Origin of the sequence: Pseudomonas syringae group sp. J309-1 (genome assembly GCF_032582135.1) — a bacterium.
GTDB classification, from domain to species: domain Bacteria; phylum Pseudomonadota; class Gammaproteobacteria; order Pseudomonadales; family Pseudomonadaceae; genus Aquipseudomonas; species Aquipseudomonas quasicaspiana.
The window spans coordinates 1-15,107 of record NZ_JAWHNU010000023.1 but is presented as its reverse complement, the minus strand read 5'-3'; the positions used below and the strand labels follow the sequence as shown (position 1 = coordinate 15,107).

General features: G+C 56.4%; 14 protein-coding genes. 7 read left to right on the top strand and 7 right to left on the bottom strand.

What is annotated here, in order from left to right; translation table 11 throughout:
* Positions 1-119: 119 nt before the first annotated feature.
* The gene (locus tag RX972_RS14320; protein ID WP_316876208.1) at positions 120-1,667 is read right to left on the bottom strand and encodes a PLP-dependent aminotransferase family protein; all 1,548 of its coding nucleotides are present in this window, start codon (positions 1,665-1,667) and stop codon (positions 120-122) included.
* 89 nt (positions 1,668-1,756) lie between these two features.
* Here RX972_RS14320 and RX972_RS14315 point away from each other — a divergent pair, with 89 nt between their 5' ends.
* The 4 genes from RX972_RS14315 to RX972_RS14300 all read left to right on the top strand — a co-directional run bounded on the left by RX972_RS14315 (position 1,757) and on the right by RX972_RS14300 (position 4,442).
* The gene (locus RX972_RS14315; protein WP_316876207.1) at positions 1,757-2,380 is read left to right on the top strand and encodes an FMN-binding negative transcriptional regulator; all 624 of its coding nucleotides are present in this window, start codon (positions 1,757-1,759) and stop codon (positions 2,378-2,380) included.
* Positions 2,381-2,552: 172 nt separating this feature from the next.
* Positions 2,553-2,999, top strand: coding sequence for a GNAT family N-acetyltransferase (locus tag RX972_RS14310; protein WP_231674916.1), 447 nt, complete (start codon positions 2,553-2,555; stop codon positions 2,997-2,999).
* Between the two features lie 10 nt (positions 3,000-3,009).
* Entirely contained in the window at positions 3,010-3,684 is a 675-nt protein-coding gene (locus RX972_RS14305) for a GNAT family N-acetyltransferase (protein ID WP_231674915.1), read from the top strand.
* A gap of 164 nt (positions 3,685-3,848) precedes the next feature.
* Positions 3,849-4,442 carry a hypothetical protein gene (locus RX972_RS14300; protein WP_316876203.1) on the top strand — a complete coding sequence of 198 codons (594 nt, stop codon included), beginning with the start codon at positions 3,849-3,851 and terminating at the stop codon, positions 4,440-4,442.
* Between the two features lie 52 nt (positions 4,443-4,494).
* On the opposite strand, the gene RX972_RS14295 is transcribed toward RX972_RS14300, so the two are convergent.
* The 4 genes from RX972_RS14295 to RX972_RS14280 all read right to left on the bottom strand — a co-directional run bounded on the left by RX972_RS14295 (position 4,495) and on the right by RX972_RS14280 (position 9,722).
* Positions 4,495-4,773, bottom strand: coding sequence for a helix-turn-helix transcriptional regulator (locus RX972_RS14295; RefSeq protein ID WP_099270124.1), 279 nt, complete (start codon positions 4,771-4,773; stop codon positions 4,495-4,497).
* Positions 4,770-6,086, bottom strand: a complete 1,317-nt coding sequence (locus RX972_RS14290; protein WP_316876200.1) for a type II toxin-antitoxin system HipA family toxin — start codon at positions 6,084-6,086, stop codon at positions 4,770-4,772. Before RX972_RS14290 ends, RX972_RS14295 begins: the two co-directional genes overlap by 4 nt.
* A 311-nt stretch (positions 6,087-6,397) precedes the next feature.
* Complete coding sequence (gene oadA / locus RX972_RS14285; protein ID WP_316876199.1) at positions 6,398-8,206, bottom strand: sodium-extruding oxaloacetate decarboxylase subunit alpha; 1,809 nt, start codon at positions 8,204-8,206, stop codon at positions 6,398-6,400.
* A gap of 100 nt (positions 8,207-8,306) precedes the next feature.
* Positions 8,307-9,722: an acetyl-CoA carboxylase biotin carboxylase subunit gene (locus RX972_RS14280; protein ID WP_027902361.1), complete on the bottom strand. Its 1,416-nt coding sequence runs from the start codon at positions 9,720-9,722 to the stop codon at positions 8,307-8,309.
* 184 nt (positions 9,723-9,906) lie between these two features.
* Between RX972_RS14280 and RX972_RS14275 the strand changes: the two genes are divergently transcribed.
* Positions 9,907-10,857, top strand: a complete 951-nt coding sequence (locus RX972_RS14275) for a LysR family transcriptional regulator (protein WP_316876195.1) — start codon at positions 9,907-9,909, stop codon at positions 10,855-10,857.
* Here the strand turns inward: RX972_RS14275 and RX972_RS14270 are convergent.
* The gene (locus RX972_RS14270) at positions 10,811-11,035 is read right to left on the bottom strand and encodes a PA3496 family putative envelope integrity protein (protein ID WP_080238321.1); all 225 of its coding nucleotides are present in this window, start codon (positions 11,033-11,035) and stop codon (positions 10,811-10,813) included. The genes RX972_RS14275 and RX972_RS14270 overlap by 47 nt on opposite strands.
* 209 nt (positions 11,036-11,244) lie before the next feature.
* On the opposite strand from RX972_RS14270, the gene RX972_RS14265 reads away from it, so the two are divergent.
* Positions 11,245-11,577, top strand: a complete 333-nt coding sequence (locus RX972_RS14265; RefSeq protein WP_122398231.1) for a hypothetical protein — start codon at positions 11,245-11,247, stop codon at positions 11,575-11,577.
* Positions 11,578-11,663: 86 nt separating this feature from the next.
* On the opposite strand, the gene hexR is transcribed toward RX972_RS14265, so the two are convergent.
* Positions 11,664-12,530, bottom strand: coding sequence for a transcriptional regulator HexR (hexR, locus tag RX972_RS14260; protein ID WP_027902358.1), 867 nt, complete (start codon positions 12,528-12,530; stop codon positions 11,664-11,666).
* Positions 12,531-12,781: 251 nt separating this feature from the next.
* Between hexR and uvrD the strand changes: the two genes are divergently transcribed.
* Positions 12,782-14,965 carry a DNA helicase II gene (gene uvrD / locus RX972_RS14255; RefSeq protein ID WP_027902357.1) on the top strand — a complete coding sequence of 728 codons (2,184 nt, stop codon included), beginning with the start codon at positions 12,782-12,784 and terminating at the stop codon, positions 14,963-14,965.
* The last annotated feature ends 142 nt before the right edge of the window (positions 14,966-15,107 follow it).

The following is a 15,107-nucleotide window of genomic DNA, read 5'->3' as shown; positions in this document are numbered from 1 at the left end:
TCAACCCGTGGGACCGGATTCATCCGGGAAGGCAGTATTCCTGACGATGAAAATGCTGTGAATGTACCGGCCTCTTCGCGAATAAATTCGCTCCCACGGGGGATGTGCGCTGACCTTGATCAATCCCGCCAAACCTGCGTCAGCCTCTTCAGCGCATCCACAATATCCGCCTCGGGCACGGCCGCAAATCCCAGCACCAGCCCTGCCCTGTTATCCACAGGCTCACTGGATTCGGGCAGCCAATAACCGCTCAACGGGCTGATTTCAACGTCGACACTTTTGGCTTTTTCGATCAGTTCTGTTTCCCGCTCAAGGCTGTCCACTCTCACTGCCACATGCAGCCCCGCGACAACTTTGGGCATTGCTGCGCAGCCCGTTATGTTCTCGGGCCAGTGACTGAGCAGAGTATTGCGACGGCTCAAGGCAGCGCGGCGCATACGGCGGATGTGACGCTGGAAATGGCCCGCAGCGATGAACTCGGCCATCACCACCTGAGTACTGACTTCCGAATGGCGCATGTCCACCGCACGTCGACGGCTGAAAGGTTCCACCAACCCGGCAGGCAGCACCAGATAACCAAGACGCAACCCCGGATAAGCAATCTTGCCGAAGGTGCCGACATACAAAACCCGCCCGCTTCGGTCCAGTGCCGCCAAGGGTGCCAATGGCGCGCCGCTGTAGCGGTATTCGCCATCGTAGTCGTCTTCGACAACCCAGCCTTGTGCCTTCTCGGCCCAGGCGAGCAGCTCAAGGCGGCGCGCCAGACTCATCACCACACCCGTCGGATATTGGTGAGACGGCGTGACGTAAGCCAGTTTGCAGGCCTGCTGCAGCAACTGATCACACCGCATGCCGTCTTCATCAACAGCAATGCCATGCAATTTTGCTCCGGCAATGGCGAACGCGTGACCGGCGGCGCGGTAGCCTGGATTCTCTATCGCGACGCCATCGCCCTCCTCCAACAACAGCTGTGCACAAAGGCTGATCGCTTGCTGCGCACCGCTGGTGATTACTATTTGCTCACCGGTGCACTTCAGACCACGGGAAGTGCGGAGATAGGCAGCGACCAGCTCGCGCAGACGTGTGTCGCCAGCGGCCGGGCCGTAACCGAGCATCCCCAGATCCGGCTTACGCCAAAAAGCTGCGTAAAGCTTGCCCCAAACGGCAAACGGGAAAAGATCGAACGCCGGCACGCCGACCCGAAAAGCCCGCGGGGCGCTTGGCGAATAAGTGCCCAGATGGTGGTTCTCAAGCTTCTTGATCGCCGGGCTGTGGATAACTTGATCAAGAGAACTGGGTGAAGCATTTTTCAGTTTTGTGGATAAAGCTGTGGGTAAGCCTGTAGATAACCCTGTGGACACTTTTGTGGATAATTTTTTGCCGGGCATCACCTGATTGGGTAATTGCGCCACGTAGGTTCCGTCTCCAACACGCCCGTCGGTGAAACCCTCGGCGTAGAGCTGATCGTAGGCGCGCATCACACTGTTGCGGGAGATGCTCAAGGATTCAGCCAGATCGCGACTGGCTGGCAGTCGCGTCCCACTGTTCAAGCGCCCGTCCAGGATACGCGCGCGCAGTGCCTGATAAAGCTGACGACTCAGACCCTGACGGCGATCAAGCTCAATACCGGCAAGGCTGAACGGGAACGATGGCGGTTGTTCGGACATACATTGGCCCTATCGAATTGGCTATTAATGGCTCTTACAACCAACCAATAGCCTGCCTAGGATTGAGACTTCGGCCAAGAGATATTTCCATGTACATACCGAGCGCTTTCAAAGACGAAGACCTGGGCAGCCTGCACGCGCTGATTGAGCAGACTCGACTGGCGATCCTGGTCACCCAGGACGAACAAGGTATGCAGGCTACCCATTTGCCGCTGCTGTTACGCTCGAATGAAAGCTCGAACGGCACCCTGTACGGACATCTGGCCAAGGCCAACCCGCAGTGGCGCGCTTTGGAGAGCGGCGCACAGGCTCTGGTGATTTTCCCCGGTGCAGACGCTTATATCAGCCCGTCGTTTTATCCAGCAAAGGCCGAGCACGGCAAAGTGGTGCCCACCTGGAATTACGTGGCCATTCACGCGTACGGCGTTGCGCAGGTTTTCAATGATCCGCAGCGACTGCTGGACGTGGTCAGTGGCCTGACCGACAAACATGAAAACGGGCGCGCCACCCCTTGGGCCGTGGCCGATGCGCCCGCCGATTACATCGACAAGATGCTCAGTGCCATTGTCGGCTTCTCGCTACCCATCGAGCGTCTGGAAGGTAAACGCAAGCTAGGTCAGAACCGCTCTGCTGCTGATTACGCAGGCGTACGTGAAGGGCTGACGGCCAGCGCAGATTCAAAAGATCAGGAACTGGCTCGCCAGATGAGCTGAAAGTGTCTTGTGACGCAAATCGGGATCTGCACGCTGTCTCGCGGCAAACATAGAGCCTGTAGGAGCTGCCGAAGGCTGCGATCGCGATGTATCAGGAGAAATGCTTCGCAGCCTTCGGCAGCGCCTACAGAAAAGCACTTAATTCAGTCAGCTATTCCGCCAGGAGACTGTCATGACCGACATTCAGATCCGCCCCGTTACCGAGAACGATCACGCAGCATGGTTACCGCTATGGCAGGCCTACCTGACGTTCTACAAAACCGAGCTATCCGACGCTGTAATTGCCAGTACCTGGGCGCGCTTTCTCGACCGGTCCGAACCGACCAATGCGGCATTGGCCTGGCAAGACGGCAAAGCGGTGGGCATGGTCCATTTCATCTACCATCGTTCGAACTGGAGCATTGCCAATGCCTGTTATCTTCAGGACCTGTTGGTAGCACCGGAACAACGTGGGACCGGTGTAGGCCGCCTGTTGATAGAGCACGTTTACACCACTGCCAAAGCCAATGGCTGCGACAAGGTGCACTGGCTTACTCACGAAACCAACGCCACCGCGATTCAGCTTTATGAACGTATCGCCGAACGCCCGGGCTACATTCAATTTCGCAAAATGATCTAGGAAAGAGTCCATGCCGAACCCTGTACCTGATTGGCAGCCCGCCAGACTTCCAGATGCCCGAACGCTGGAAGGACGCTTCATCCGCCTGGAAAAACTCAGTGTCGCGCGCCATGGCGATGGTTTGTGGGCTGCGCTGCAAGGCCCAGGCTCTGATCCGAAGTTGTGGGACTATTTGCCGTACGGTCCGTTTCTGGAGCGCAGCGATTTTGATGCCTGGCTAACCCGCCACGCAGCCGACACCGATCCCTGGTTCTACGCCATCGTCGATCAGGCCACAGGGGCCACCAACGGCTGCATAAGCTTTCTGTCCATTGTCGCCGCCCACGGCCGGATCGAGATCGGTCATGTGACCTTCGGCGCATCGATGCAACGTACGCCGAAAGGTACTGAGGCGATTTATCTATTGGCTAAAGAGTCATTCGCGCTGGGCAATCGCCGTCTGGAATGGAAATGCAACGCCAACAACGCTCGCTCGAAACGCGCCGCCGAGCGGTTTGGCTTCAGCTATGAAGGCACCTTCCGCCAGCACATGGTCGTCAAAGGCATCAATCGGGACACAGCCTGGTATTCGATCATCGACGAGGAGTGGCCTGAGTTGCAGAAGGCATTTGAGGGTTGGCTGGCAGTGGATAACTTCAAGGAGGGGCAGCAGGTAGAAGGGTTGGAGGCATTTCGAAAGCGCTAAGAATTTTTCGGCCCTACTCGCGTTGCTCGTGAACTCAGAACTGCGTCGATCCAATAACTGGACACATATCAACGCCTACGATCTCGTTTAAGCGACTAACGTTCAGTCATGCCTATCAGGCATAGAGTCACTAACCCGTAATAAACAACAAGGACGTTGTGAGAATGAATATCCACACAAAGGCATCGGTGCACAAAAACCCATGGCGCGCAGTTTCCCCGGTTCTGCATAACGGAAAGTACGGCAGCATTATTCTCGATCAGGGAGGGAGGATGAAGGCCTTAACTTCCTCCACCTTTAACGGTTACCTTTTTGATGAATCGGCTATTGGTGCTCAGTCGCTGGTTATCGTCGGTACCTCATTGGAAATTTTCGAGTTTCTTCTTTCCAATCAAAAACGAGGGATCGAGAACAGGATCAAAGAGCTGCCCGAGATCTATATGGGCATCGCAACGTATAAACCTCAGGAACGTTTCAAAGCCGTATTTCCTTTGGGCGATGCGTTGGTCAACGTTGCCAGTTACTTCGCCAGCACCATTCCGGTACCGGACTGGGTAACATTTGTTTCAAGTCCGACTAGCCTGGAAGCCATCAGAAAGTCCCTTCTCGGTCTGACCGAGGCGCAGAGAGAAAAGGGAGAAGTCCTGTATGTAAAACTGGGTTACCTGCCTGAAGACGGCATGCAGAAGATCGCGACTAAAAGCATCACCTTCAAGCAAGTGGCTGAGGCCATTCAGCAGCGCTATAAAAAACCATAAGAATCGACAGGAGCTGGATTTCTTCTGATTCCTGATGCGTGGTGAGACGCCATTAGCTGATCTGCTTATGACGCCTCACCACGCCCATCTGCAAACCGAACGGCCGGAACACGGCGTTCAACGACTTGAGCGTCGGGTTACCCTCACCCTGCTCGATCTGAATCAGCGTGCGCACCGAGATTTTGCACAGTCGGGCGTACTGACTTTGATGCAGCCTCGCTCCCTCCACCCGCAGGCGCTTAACTGCTTCACCCATTTCAAGGCTACCGTCAGCGATACCCTGCTGAACACTTTCGATCAGCAGCGCGCGGGCGTCGATGGATAAGGTCATTGCAGCCCCCAGGTCGTCAGCCGCTCGTCCAGTTTGCCCAAAGCGATGGCCGGATGGTTGAACGTCGTGTCCGGCAAACCGCTGTCACGCAACATATCCGGCAGTGCTCTTAGCTGCTGGGCGTCGTGACGCAAGCGCTCGAAAGCTTGCTGCGGATCAAGAATATCTGCCAGTGAATCACACGCTGCCCGCCAGTTCACTATCCCTGCCCGCTCAATGGACTTCGACCATTTTGTTGTACGCGTGATGCCTTCGGCATCCATTACCATGGGTGCAAGATCATAAATGGGCGCAAGTCGATAACCGTCTTGACTGCGAATAATTGCCGTATTGCGACCGTGATTATCCGAGTTGCCAAGGATCTGGTTGATCAAGTCACGGCGTAGGTATTCGGCCACCAGATCAGGTATTTCTTCCTCCTGCCCTGCTTGCGACCAAAGGGCGCTCAAGAGTGTGATGACTTCCAGATGATCCATGCGGCTACCTGGCAATGTCACTCCGGCCAGCGAATAGATCGATTCCACCGCCAACCGCTCTACGCCTTGCCCGGTGATACGACGATCAAAGCGTTTCATCCACAGGCTCGGTTTGTTCGCCTGCTCCAGCGCCATGTCCTCTGTCGCAACGGTATCGATACCAAGCCCTTGCAGCGCCCTGTAGTACAAGTACTCACTGCGCAGAATATCCTGATCGTTTTTCAGGGCCTGGTTTCGGGCGAGCTTGATGAACCAGTGCCCCCGAGCCTGTTCATCAACCAGCACCGCATCGGGATACAGCAAGCCGTCGACGCCCTGCGTCATCAACAACTTCGGCGCTTCGCCCCCCGCACCAGTAGCCCCACCAATGGCAGCGCCCTGTTCATAGGCATACTCAAGAAAATGCTGGTCACGGGTGATGACATCCCCACGCGTAAAGCCCATGGCCTCGCCCTCTTCCAGAACCGCTACTGACTCCTTGATCCGCAAGTTGCCAATAGGAGCGGGCGTGCTACGCCCAAGCAGGTACAAGTCATCGCTCAAGCCTTCCGGCTTTTGTCGACCTAGCTGGGCGATGAGGAAGCGCTTGGCCGCGCCAGAAGGAGCAATGTCATGCAGGAAAGCCGGGGCTTCGGGCAATGAAAAGGTTTCAAAATCCACCGGCAGGCGGGCGCTCACACCTTGGGAGAAAGAATCTGGATAGGCGCCCAGAACATACCCCGCTTTGTAGGCGAAGCGGCAAGGGCCGAGAAACCCTTTTGAAGGGTCGTCGAATGAAAGGGTCATGGCATCCTTCCAAACGCCACCGCCATAGATCTGGAGAGTGAGGTTATACATGGGCCACCTGCAATTTATTGCACCTGAAAGCCGTATAAACGGACTGCATCTGCACTATAGTGCATTTTTGCTGTGCTGTTCGGGTTTAAAAATGCAATGTAATGCAGTTATGAGTGTAGAGATAAAAAAAGGGAGCCACGAAGGCCCCCCGAGGAAATCTTGAAATTCAACGCTTGGCATTACGGCCTTGTGGGAGTGAATTTATACGCGAAGAGGCCGGTACACCTGAAACATATGCAGCGTTTTCACCGCAGCATTCGCGGATAAATCCGCTCCCACATGAGCCCACCACAGTACGGGACCGTGTCTGATCAACCCTCAATCTCAACCAGTATCTCGCCCGGATTGACCCGATCCCCCTTGGCCACGTGAATGGCGACCACCTTGCCGGCGATTGACGCCTGGACTTCGGTTTCCATCTTCATGGCTTCGGTAATCAAGACCGCCTGACCGGCTTTGACCATGTCGCCTTCCTTGACCAGCACATCGACGATGTTGCCGGGCATGGCAGTGCTGACGTGGCCCGGCCCTGTGGCCTGGGCGCGCTTGCTGGCACCGCCGCTGACGAACTGATTGAGCGGCTCGAACACCACTTCTTCCGGCATGCCATCGATGGACAGGTAGAAATGGCGCTTGCCTTCAGCCTTCACACCCACGCCAGTGATATCCACGCGATAACTTTCGCCGTGCACGTCGATGACGAACTCGGTCGGTACGCCCTCCCCACTCGCACTGCTCACGCCACCCGCTTCCGGAATAGGCAACAACTCTTCGGGCTTGAGCGCGCCAGCAGCGCGATCTTCGAGGAACTTGCGGCCAATGTCAGGAAACATGGCATAGGTCAGGACGTCTTCTTCGGATTTAGCCAAAGCACCGATTTCGCCGCGCAGCCTGGTCATTTCCGGCTTAAGCAAGTCAGCAGGTCGCACGTCGATCAGGTCTTCGTTACCGATCGCCTGACGACGCAGTTTTTCATCCACTTGACCCGGCGCCTTGCCGTAGCCGCCTTGCAGGTAGAGCTTCACTTCATTGGTGATGGTCTTGTAACGCTCACCGGCCAGAACGTTGAAGAACGCTTGGGTACCGACGATTTGCGAAGTCGGCGTGACCAGTGGTGGATAACCCAGGTCTTTACGTACCCGCGGAATCTCGGCCAGGACTTCGCCCATACGATTCAGCGCACCCTGCTCTTTTAGCTGGTTGGCAAGGTTGGAAATCATCCCGCCCGGCACCTGATTGACCTGGACCCGCGTATCGACAGCCGTGAATTCGCTTTCGAACTGGTGATATTTTTTACGGACTGCATAGAAATACAGACCGATTTCCTGCAGCAGTTCCAGGTTCAAGCCTGTATCAAATTCGCTGCCTTTGAGCGCGGCCACCATGGACTCAGTGCCAGGGTGGCTTGTGCCCCAGGCGAAGCTGGAGATGGCGGTGTCGATATGGTCCGCGCCATTTTCGATGGCCTTGAGTTGGCACATGGCAGCCAGACCCGCCGTGTCGTGGGAATGGATGAACACCGGCAGCGACTGATCGGCTTTGAGTGCCTTGACCAGTTCGCCCGTGGCGTAAGGCGTCAGCAAACCGGCCATGTCTTTGATTGCCACTGAGTCGCAACCCATGGATTCCATCTGTTTGGCCTGACCGACGAAGGCCTCGATGGTGTGCACCGGACTCGTCGTGTAAGCGATGGTGCCCTGAGCATGTTTGCCAGCGGCTTTCACCGCCTCGATGGCGACGCGCAGGTTACGCACGTCGTTCATGGCGTCGAAGATACGGAACACATCAATGCCATTGACCGCGGCCTTGGCGACGAAAGCTTTGACCACGTCGTCGCTGTAGTGGCGATAACCCAACAGGTTCTGGCCTCGCAGCAACATTTGTAGACGTGTATTGGGCAATGCGGCCCGCAGTTGGCGCAAGCGTTCCCACGGATCTTCTTTCAGAAAGCGCACGCAGGCATCAAACGTCGCGCCGCCCCAGCACTCCAGCGACCAGTAGCCAACCTTGTCGAGCTTGTCGCAGATCGGCAGCATGTCCTCGGTGCGCATGCGCGTTGCGAGCAGAGATTGGTGGGCGTCACGCAGGATGGTGTCGGTTACGAAGATTTTCTTAGACATTTGGATCTCCTCATAGCGACAAGCTGCAAGCTACAAGCGGCAAGTAAGAGCAGATCTGCTTTTGCTTGAAGCCTGCGGCTTGGAGCTTGCCGCTGCTTATTCATAAGCCTGCGTGAGCGGCGATGGCGGCAGCGATAGCCAGGGCCAGCTCTTCGGGTTTGCGCTTGATCGAGTAGTTAGTCAGTTCAGGGTGGCTTTCAACGAAACTGGTATTGAACTGGCCGCTACGGAATTCAGGGTTACGCAGGATTTCCTGGTAATACGCCGCTGTGGTTTTAACCCCTTGCAGACGCATGTCATCCAGAGCGCGCAATCCGCGGTCCATCGCCTCTTCCCAGGTCAACGCCCAGACAATCAACTTCAGGCACATGGAGTCGTAATATGGCGGAATGGTATAGCCGGTATAAATCGCCGTATCGGTGCGTACACCGGGTCCGCCGGGCGCGTAATAACGGGTGATCTTGCCGAAGCTCGGCAGGAAGTTGTTCTTCGGGTCTTCGGCATTGATCCGGAATTGCAGGGCAAAGCCACGGTGAATGATGTCTTCCTGCTTGACCGAGAGCGGCAGCCCGGAGGCGATCCGAATCTGTTCGCGGACGATGTCGATGCCGGTGATTTCCTCGGTGATGGTGTGCTCCACCTGCACGCGAGTGTTCATCTCCATGAAGTACACCTCGCCCTCGGCGAGCAGGAACTCCACAGTCCCGGCATTTTCGTAGCCCACGGCCTTCGCTGCGCGCACCGACAGATCGCCAATGTAGGCGCGCTGCTCTGGGGTCAGTTGCGGGCTGGGGGCGATCTCGATCAGCTTCTGATTGCGGCGCTGAATCGAGCAATCGCGTTCGAACAGATGCACGACATTGCCAAAGCTGTCGCCGAGGATCTGCGCTTCGATGTGCTTGGGATTGACGATGCATTTTTCGAGAAAAACTTCCGCTGAGCCAAATGCTTTGGTCGCTTCGGAAATCACTCGCGGGAAGGCTTGCTCCAGTTCCTCGCGGCTGTTGCAGCGACGGATACCGCGCCCACCACCACCCGAGGTCGCCTTGAGCATCACTGGATACCCGATGCGGTCCCCTTCAACCAGCGCCTCGGTAATATCCGCCACGTTGCCTTCGGTGCCGGGCGTAACAGGTACGCCTGCCTTGATCATGCTGCGGCGTGCTTCGGTCTTGTCACCCATGCGACGGATGACTTCCGCGGACGGACCAATGAACTTGATCCCACGTTCAGCGCAGATGTCAGCCAGTTCGGCATTTTCTGATAGAAAACCATAGCCGGGATGCAACGCATCGCAGCCGGTTTCCACCGCCAGGTTAACCAGCTTGCGCGGGTTCAAATAACCCGCGAGCGGTTCGGCACCAATGCTGTGGGCTTCGTCAGCACGCTTCACATGCAACGCGTGACGGTCGGCGTCGGAAAAGATTGCCACCGAGCGAATGCCCATCTCGGCGCAAGCGCGCACGATCCGGACAGCGATCTCTCCACGGTTGGCGATCAGGATTTTTGTTATCACGAGTATTCCCTCGACCGTTGAACCGGTTTTTATAGCTGAACCGGTTTTGTAACGGGGCATGTGGTTGATTGCCGCAGGGACACCCTATGCCCGATCAGGGATTAACAAAAATGAGTAAAAATTGGGTTGTGTATAAGTAAAGACTTATAGTTGACGATTCAGCGAACAAGCGGGGTCGTTAAAAATGCGTAAGTCATTGATGCGTATGACATTGCGTCAATTACGAATTTTCAACGAAGTGTGTGATCTGCGTTCATACAGCAGAGCAGCGGAGGAAATGTCGCTTACTCAACCGGCTGTCAGCCTGCAGATTCGCCAGCTGGAAGAGCTCGTAGGCCAACCGCTGTTTGAATACGTCGGCAAAAAGCTCTACCTGACCGAGGCCGCAGAAGCGGTGCAATCGGCCAGTCGCGATATCTTCGGGCGACTGGAAAGCCTGGATATGCAGCTCACCGATATGCAGGGCTCGCTACAAGGGCAATTGAAGCTGGCCGTCGAATCGAGCTGTAAATACTTCATCCCGCACTTGTTTGCCGCCTTCAAGCGTAAATACCCGGAGGTGGTCCTCAACCTGACAGTGGTCAATCGCGCTCAAGTGATCAGAAGGCTGTCGGATAACCGCGATGATCTGGTCGTGATGTCCATGGTGCCGCAAGACATGGGCCTGGAATTCCTGCCGTTTCTCAATAATCCGATTGTAGCCGTCGCTCCGCCGGACCATCCGTTATGCGACGGACGTACGTTAGCGCTCAAGGATCTGGAGCCCTATACCTTGCTGATTCGGGAAAATGGTTCGGGGACCCGCAAGGCCTGCGAAGAGTATTTCAAGGACAAGCGCGTGCACTTCACCACGACCGTAGAGATGTCGGCTCACGAAGCGCAACGGGAAAGCGTGCTGGCCGGGCTGGGCATCGCGATGCTGACCCGACACGCGGTCAGCCTGGAACTCGCCACCGGCATGCTGAAAGAGTTACCGGTGGCAGAGTTGCCGCTTTATCGCAGTTGGTGCGTGGTGCAGGCCAGGGATCGACGCCTGTCGCCCGTGGCGCACGCCTTCCTGGCGTTCATCCGCACCGAACGTGCGCAGATCAGCCAGCTGATGGAGCGTTTCGACGGGCGTCTTCCAAAGGTTTAGCCGCCTGCCAGAAGCGCTCTGAAACGCTCTCTTCAAAGTCGCACAGCTCTTGATTGAGCCGACGCGCTTCGGAATAGCTTTCTATTGCCCGACGGAACCCCATACGTCGCTGATCTTCCTGCTGACGGCGGGTTTTGACGGTGCTGCTCTGTTGCGAGTCATCGTAGTGCCGAGGCATATCCTGTCTCCCAGTGCGTTGCGGGAGTACAGAATGCCCGGAGGGCGTGACGATCTGACGGCGAATGCGTGACAGGATGGTTAACGTCAACACGTGTCACATCGGAAACAAGACGTAACAACCGCTATATTTATGTAGTGCAACCCATCAACAAGACCTTGAGATAGTAGCCCTGCAGGACGCAATTAACTTTAGCAAGGAGCTAAATCATGAGCATTCAAAACAGAGACTGGCATGCGCAAGACGACAAAATGCCAGGCGTTAATACCTTAAAAGTATCTGGCATCGTGTCGCTACCTTACCACCTCCAGGCAGTTCTGGTTCGCAGTGAATCCCCCGCTGCCGGTAATCATCTAGGCCTCGATCTGATGGTTGAAAGCAGAAAGGACGAAATCACCCTGTCGGTGGAGAGGGATGAAACAGAACTGTTTGATAGACCGGTCAGGTACACGCAACCCAGTGGCGCAAGCATCACCGGGGTCAGTATCTTTTACAAAGGCAAGCTGCTGGCAAGCATCGATGACGTGCAAGTCACTCATTGATAAACCCGGATTGGTTTCATAGCAGTGAACTGCTGCCGGCTACTTTCGGGTAGCTGGTAGCAGTTTTTGTACAGGAGTCGAAGCGATCAATCCTCGTGAGACTTGATCGACTTGGGCGAAAGACGAAGACTGCGCAAGCTGCGCTTCACGCTCTTGAGGTGGTTGACCAGACTTGGGCCACGCGCCATGGCAACGCCCATTGCCAACACATCGATGACTACCAGATGCGCGATGCGCGAAGTCAGAGGCGTATAGATTTCGGTGTCTTCATGCACATCAATCGCCAGATTGACTGACGACAGTTCAGCCAGTGGTGTCTGACTTGGGCACAAAGTGATCAACGTCGCACCTGTCTCACGAACCAGATTCGCCGTAATCAGCAGATCCTTGGAGCGCCCGGACTGGGAAATGCAAACAGCGACATCTGATGGGACCAGTGTAACCGCCGACATGGCCTGCATGTGCGGATCCGAATAAGCCGCCGCGCTGAGCAACAGCCGGAAGAACTTGTGCTGAGCGTCAGCCGCTACCGCACCCGACGCACCAAACCCGTAAAACTCGACCCGCTTGGCCGCCGCCATGGCAGTCACAGCAAGCTGCAACGCATGGGGATCAAGATTTTCGCGAACTTCCATCAAGGTATGCAGCGTGGTATCGAAAATCTTCAGGCTGTAGTCAGCGACCGAATCATCTTCGTGGATCGCGAACTGGCCGAAGCTCGCCCCGGCAGCCAGACTCTGCGCCAGCTTGAGCTTCAGGTCCTGAAAGCCGGTACAACCAATGGCACGGCAGAAGCGCACGATGGTGGGCTCGCTGATACCAACGCTATGCGCCAGATCGGCCATGGAACTGTGCATCACAGCCGCAGGGTCAAGCAGCACGTGGTCGGCGACTTTCAGCTCCGACTTGCGTAACAGATGGCGTGACTGGGCGATGTGTTGCAGCAGATTCAAAGGGGCAGACTCGGCAAAAGTGCATGGGACGGGATGTAGCTTTTTTGTAGTTATACTACATGACCTGCGGGACGCCCAGTTAAACGCTCCTTTGATCATGAATCGCAGTTCGCCCGGCGCCCGTCGCCTACCTTGATGCCTATCCCCCTCACGTCCCGACAACCGCTCGCCCCCCGTCGCCAGATGCTGCTTTTGTCGATTCGAGCAAAGCATGGTTTGCCCGGTTTCGCTCGGCACCCTAGAATGCGTCGATGCGCGATGATCTCTCCCTTCTGCTTAATTCCCTCAACGATGCCCAACGTCAGGCCGTAGCTGCCTCCGTGGGTCGTCAGTTGGTCCTGGCCGGCGCTGGTTCCGGCAAAACCCGTGTGCTGGTGCATCGCATCGCCTGGTTGATCCAGGTCGAGCAAGCCTCGCCACATTCGGTCCTGTCGGTGACGTTCACCAACAAGGCGGCAGCAGAAATGCGCCACCGGATCGAACAACTGATGGGCATCAACCCGGCAGGCATGTGGGTGGGCACGTTCCACGGCCTTGCGCACCGCTTGTTGCGGGCGCACTGGCAGGAAGCCAATCTGGCGCAGACCTTCCAGATTCTGGACAGCGATGACCAGCAACGCCTGGTCAAGCGCGTCATGCGCGAGCTGGGGCTTGATGAACAACGCTGGCCCGTCAAACAAGCCACGTGGTTTATCAACGGTCAAAAAGACGAAGGCCTGCGCCCGAAGCATATTCAGGCCAGCGGCGATCTGTTTCTGACTACCATGAAGTCGGTCTATGAAGCTTATGAGGTCGCCTGCCAGCGTGCCGGCGTGATCGATTTCTCCGAGCTGCTGCTGCGTGCACTCGACCTTTGGCGCGACAATCCTGGCCTGCTTGCTCACTATCAGCGCCGCTTCCGCCATGTGCTGGTGGACGAATTCCAGGACACCAACGCCGTGCAGTACGCATGGCTGCGCTTGCTGGCGCAGGGTGGCGACAGCCTGATGGTTGTGGGCGATGACGACCAGTCGATTTACGGCTGGCGCGGCGCGAAGATCGAGAATATCCACCAGTATTCGTCGGACTTCCCGGACACCGAAGTCATTCGTCTTGAGCAGAACTATCGCTCGACCGCCAGTATTCTCAAAGCGGCCAACGGCCTGATCATCAATAACAGCGGCCGCATGGGCAAAGAGCTGTGGACTGATGTCGGTGATGGCGAGCTGATCAATCTGTACGCGGCATTCAACGAACACGACGAAGCCCGCTACGTGGTTGAAACCATTGAAAGCGCACTCAAGACCGGTCTTGCCCGTAGCGAAATCGCCATTCTGTATCGCTCCAACGCCCAATCCCGGGTGCTTGAAGAAGCGTTGCTGCGCGAGCGAATTCCGTACCGCATTTATGGCGGCCAGCGCTTCTTCGAACGCGCCGAAATCAAGAACGCCATGGCTTATCTGCGCTTGCTGGAAGGCCGTGGCAACGATGCGGCACTGGAGCGGATCATCAACGTGCCGGCCCGTGGCATCGGTGAAAAAACCGTCGAATCGATTCGTCAGCATGCTCGCCATGCCGATGTTTCGATGTGGGAAGCCACTCGCCAACTAATCGCCAATAAAGGTCTGACCGGCCGTGCGGCAGGCGCGCTGGGCGGTTTCGTCGAGCTGATCGAAAACCTTGCCGCCAAGGTCATGGAGATGCCGCTGCATTTGATGACGCAAACCGTCATCGAGCAGTCCGGGCTGATCAACTACCACAAGGAAGAGAAAGGCGAAAAAGGCCAGGCTCGGGTAGAAAACCTTGAGGAACTGGTCAGCGCCGCGCGCAACTTCGAAAACAACGAAGAAGACGCCGAGCTGACACCGTTGGCGGCATTCCTCGGCCATGCTTCGCTGGAGGCCGGGGATACCCAGGCCGAAGAGCACGAAGACAGCATTCAATTGATGACCTTGCACAGCGCCAAGGGCCTTGAATTCCCTTACGTGTTCCTGGTGGGCATGGAAGAAGGCCTGTTCCCCCACAAGATGAGCCTGGAAGAGCCGGGCCGTCTGGAAGAGGAACGGCGTCTGGCCTACGTCGGCATAACCCGCGCCATGCAACAGCTGGTGATGACCTACGCAGAAACCCGTCGCCTGTACGGCAGCGAGACCTACAACAAGGTGTCGCGCTTCGTACGTGAAATTCCGCCATTGCTGATTCAGGAAGTGCGCTTGTCCAATAGTGTCACCCGACCTTTTGGCGGCACGCAGAAGGTCAGCAACAGCAGCCTGTTCAATGGCACCGGTATTCCGGAGACAGCCTTCAGCCTTGGGCAGCGTGTGCAACATGCGGTGTTTGGCGAAGGCGTGATCCTGAACTTCGAAGGCGCTGGCGCTCAGGCGCGTGTCCAGGTCAACTTCGCCGAAGGCAGCAAGTGGCTGATGATGGGCTACGCGAAGCTGGAAGCTATTTAGACTGCTGACTCGTTTTCTGAATGGAAATACTTCCTGTGGGAGTGGTCCCGGTATCCCTGACACCGCGCTGTCGCGCAGCAAACACGGGACCTGTAGGAGTGAGCTTGCTCGCGATTCGATCTGTTGGTCGATGAATATATTG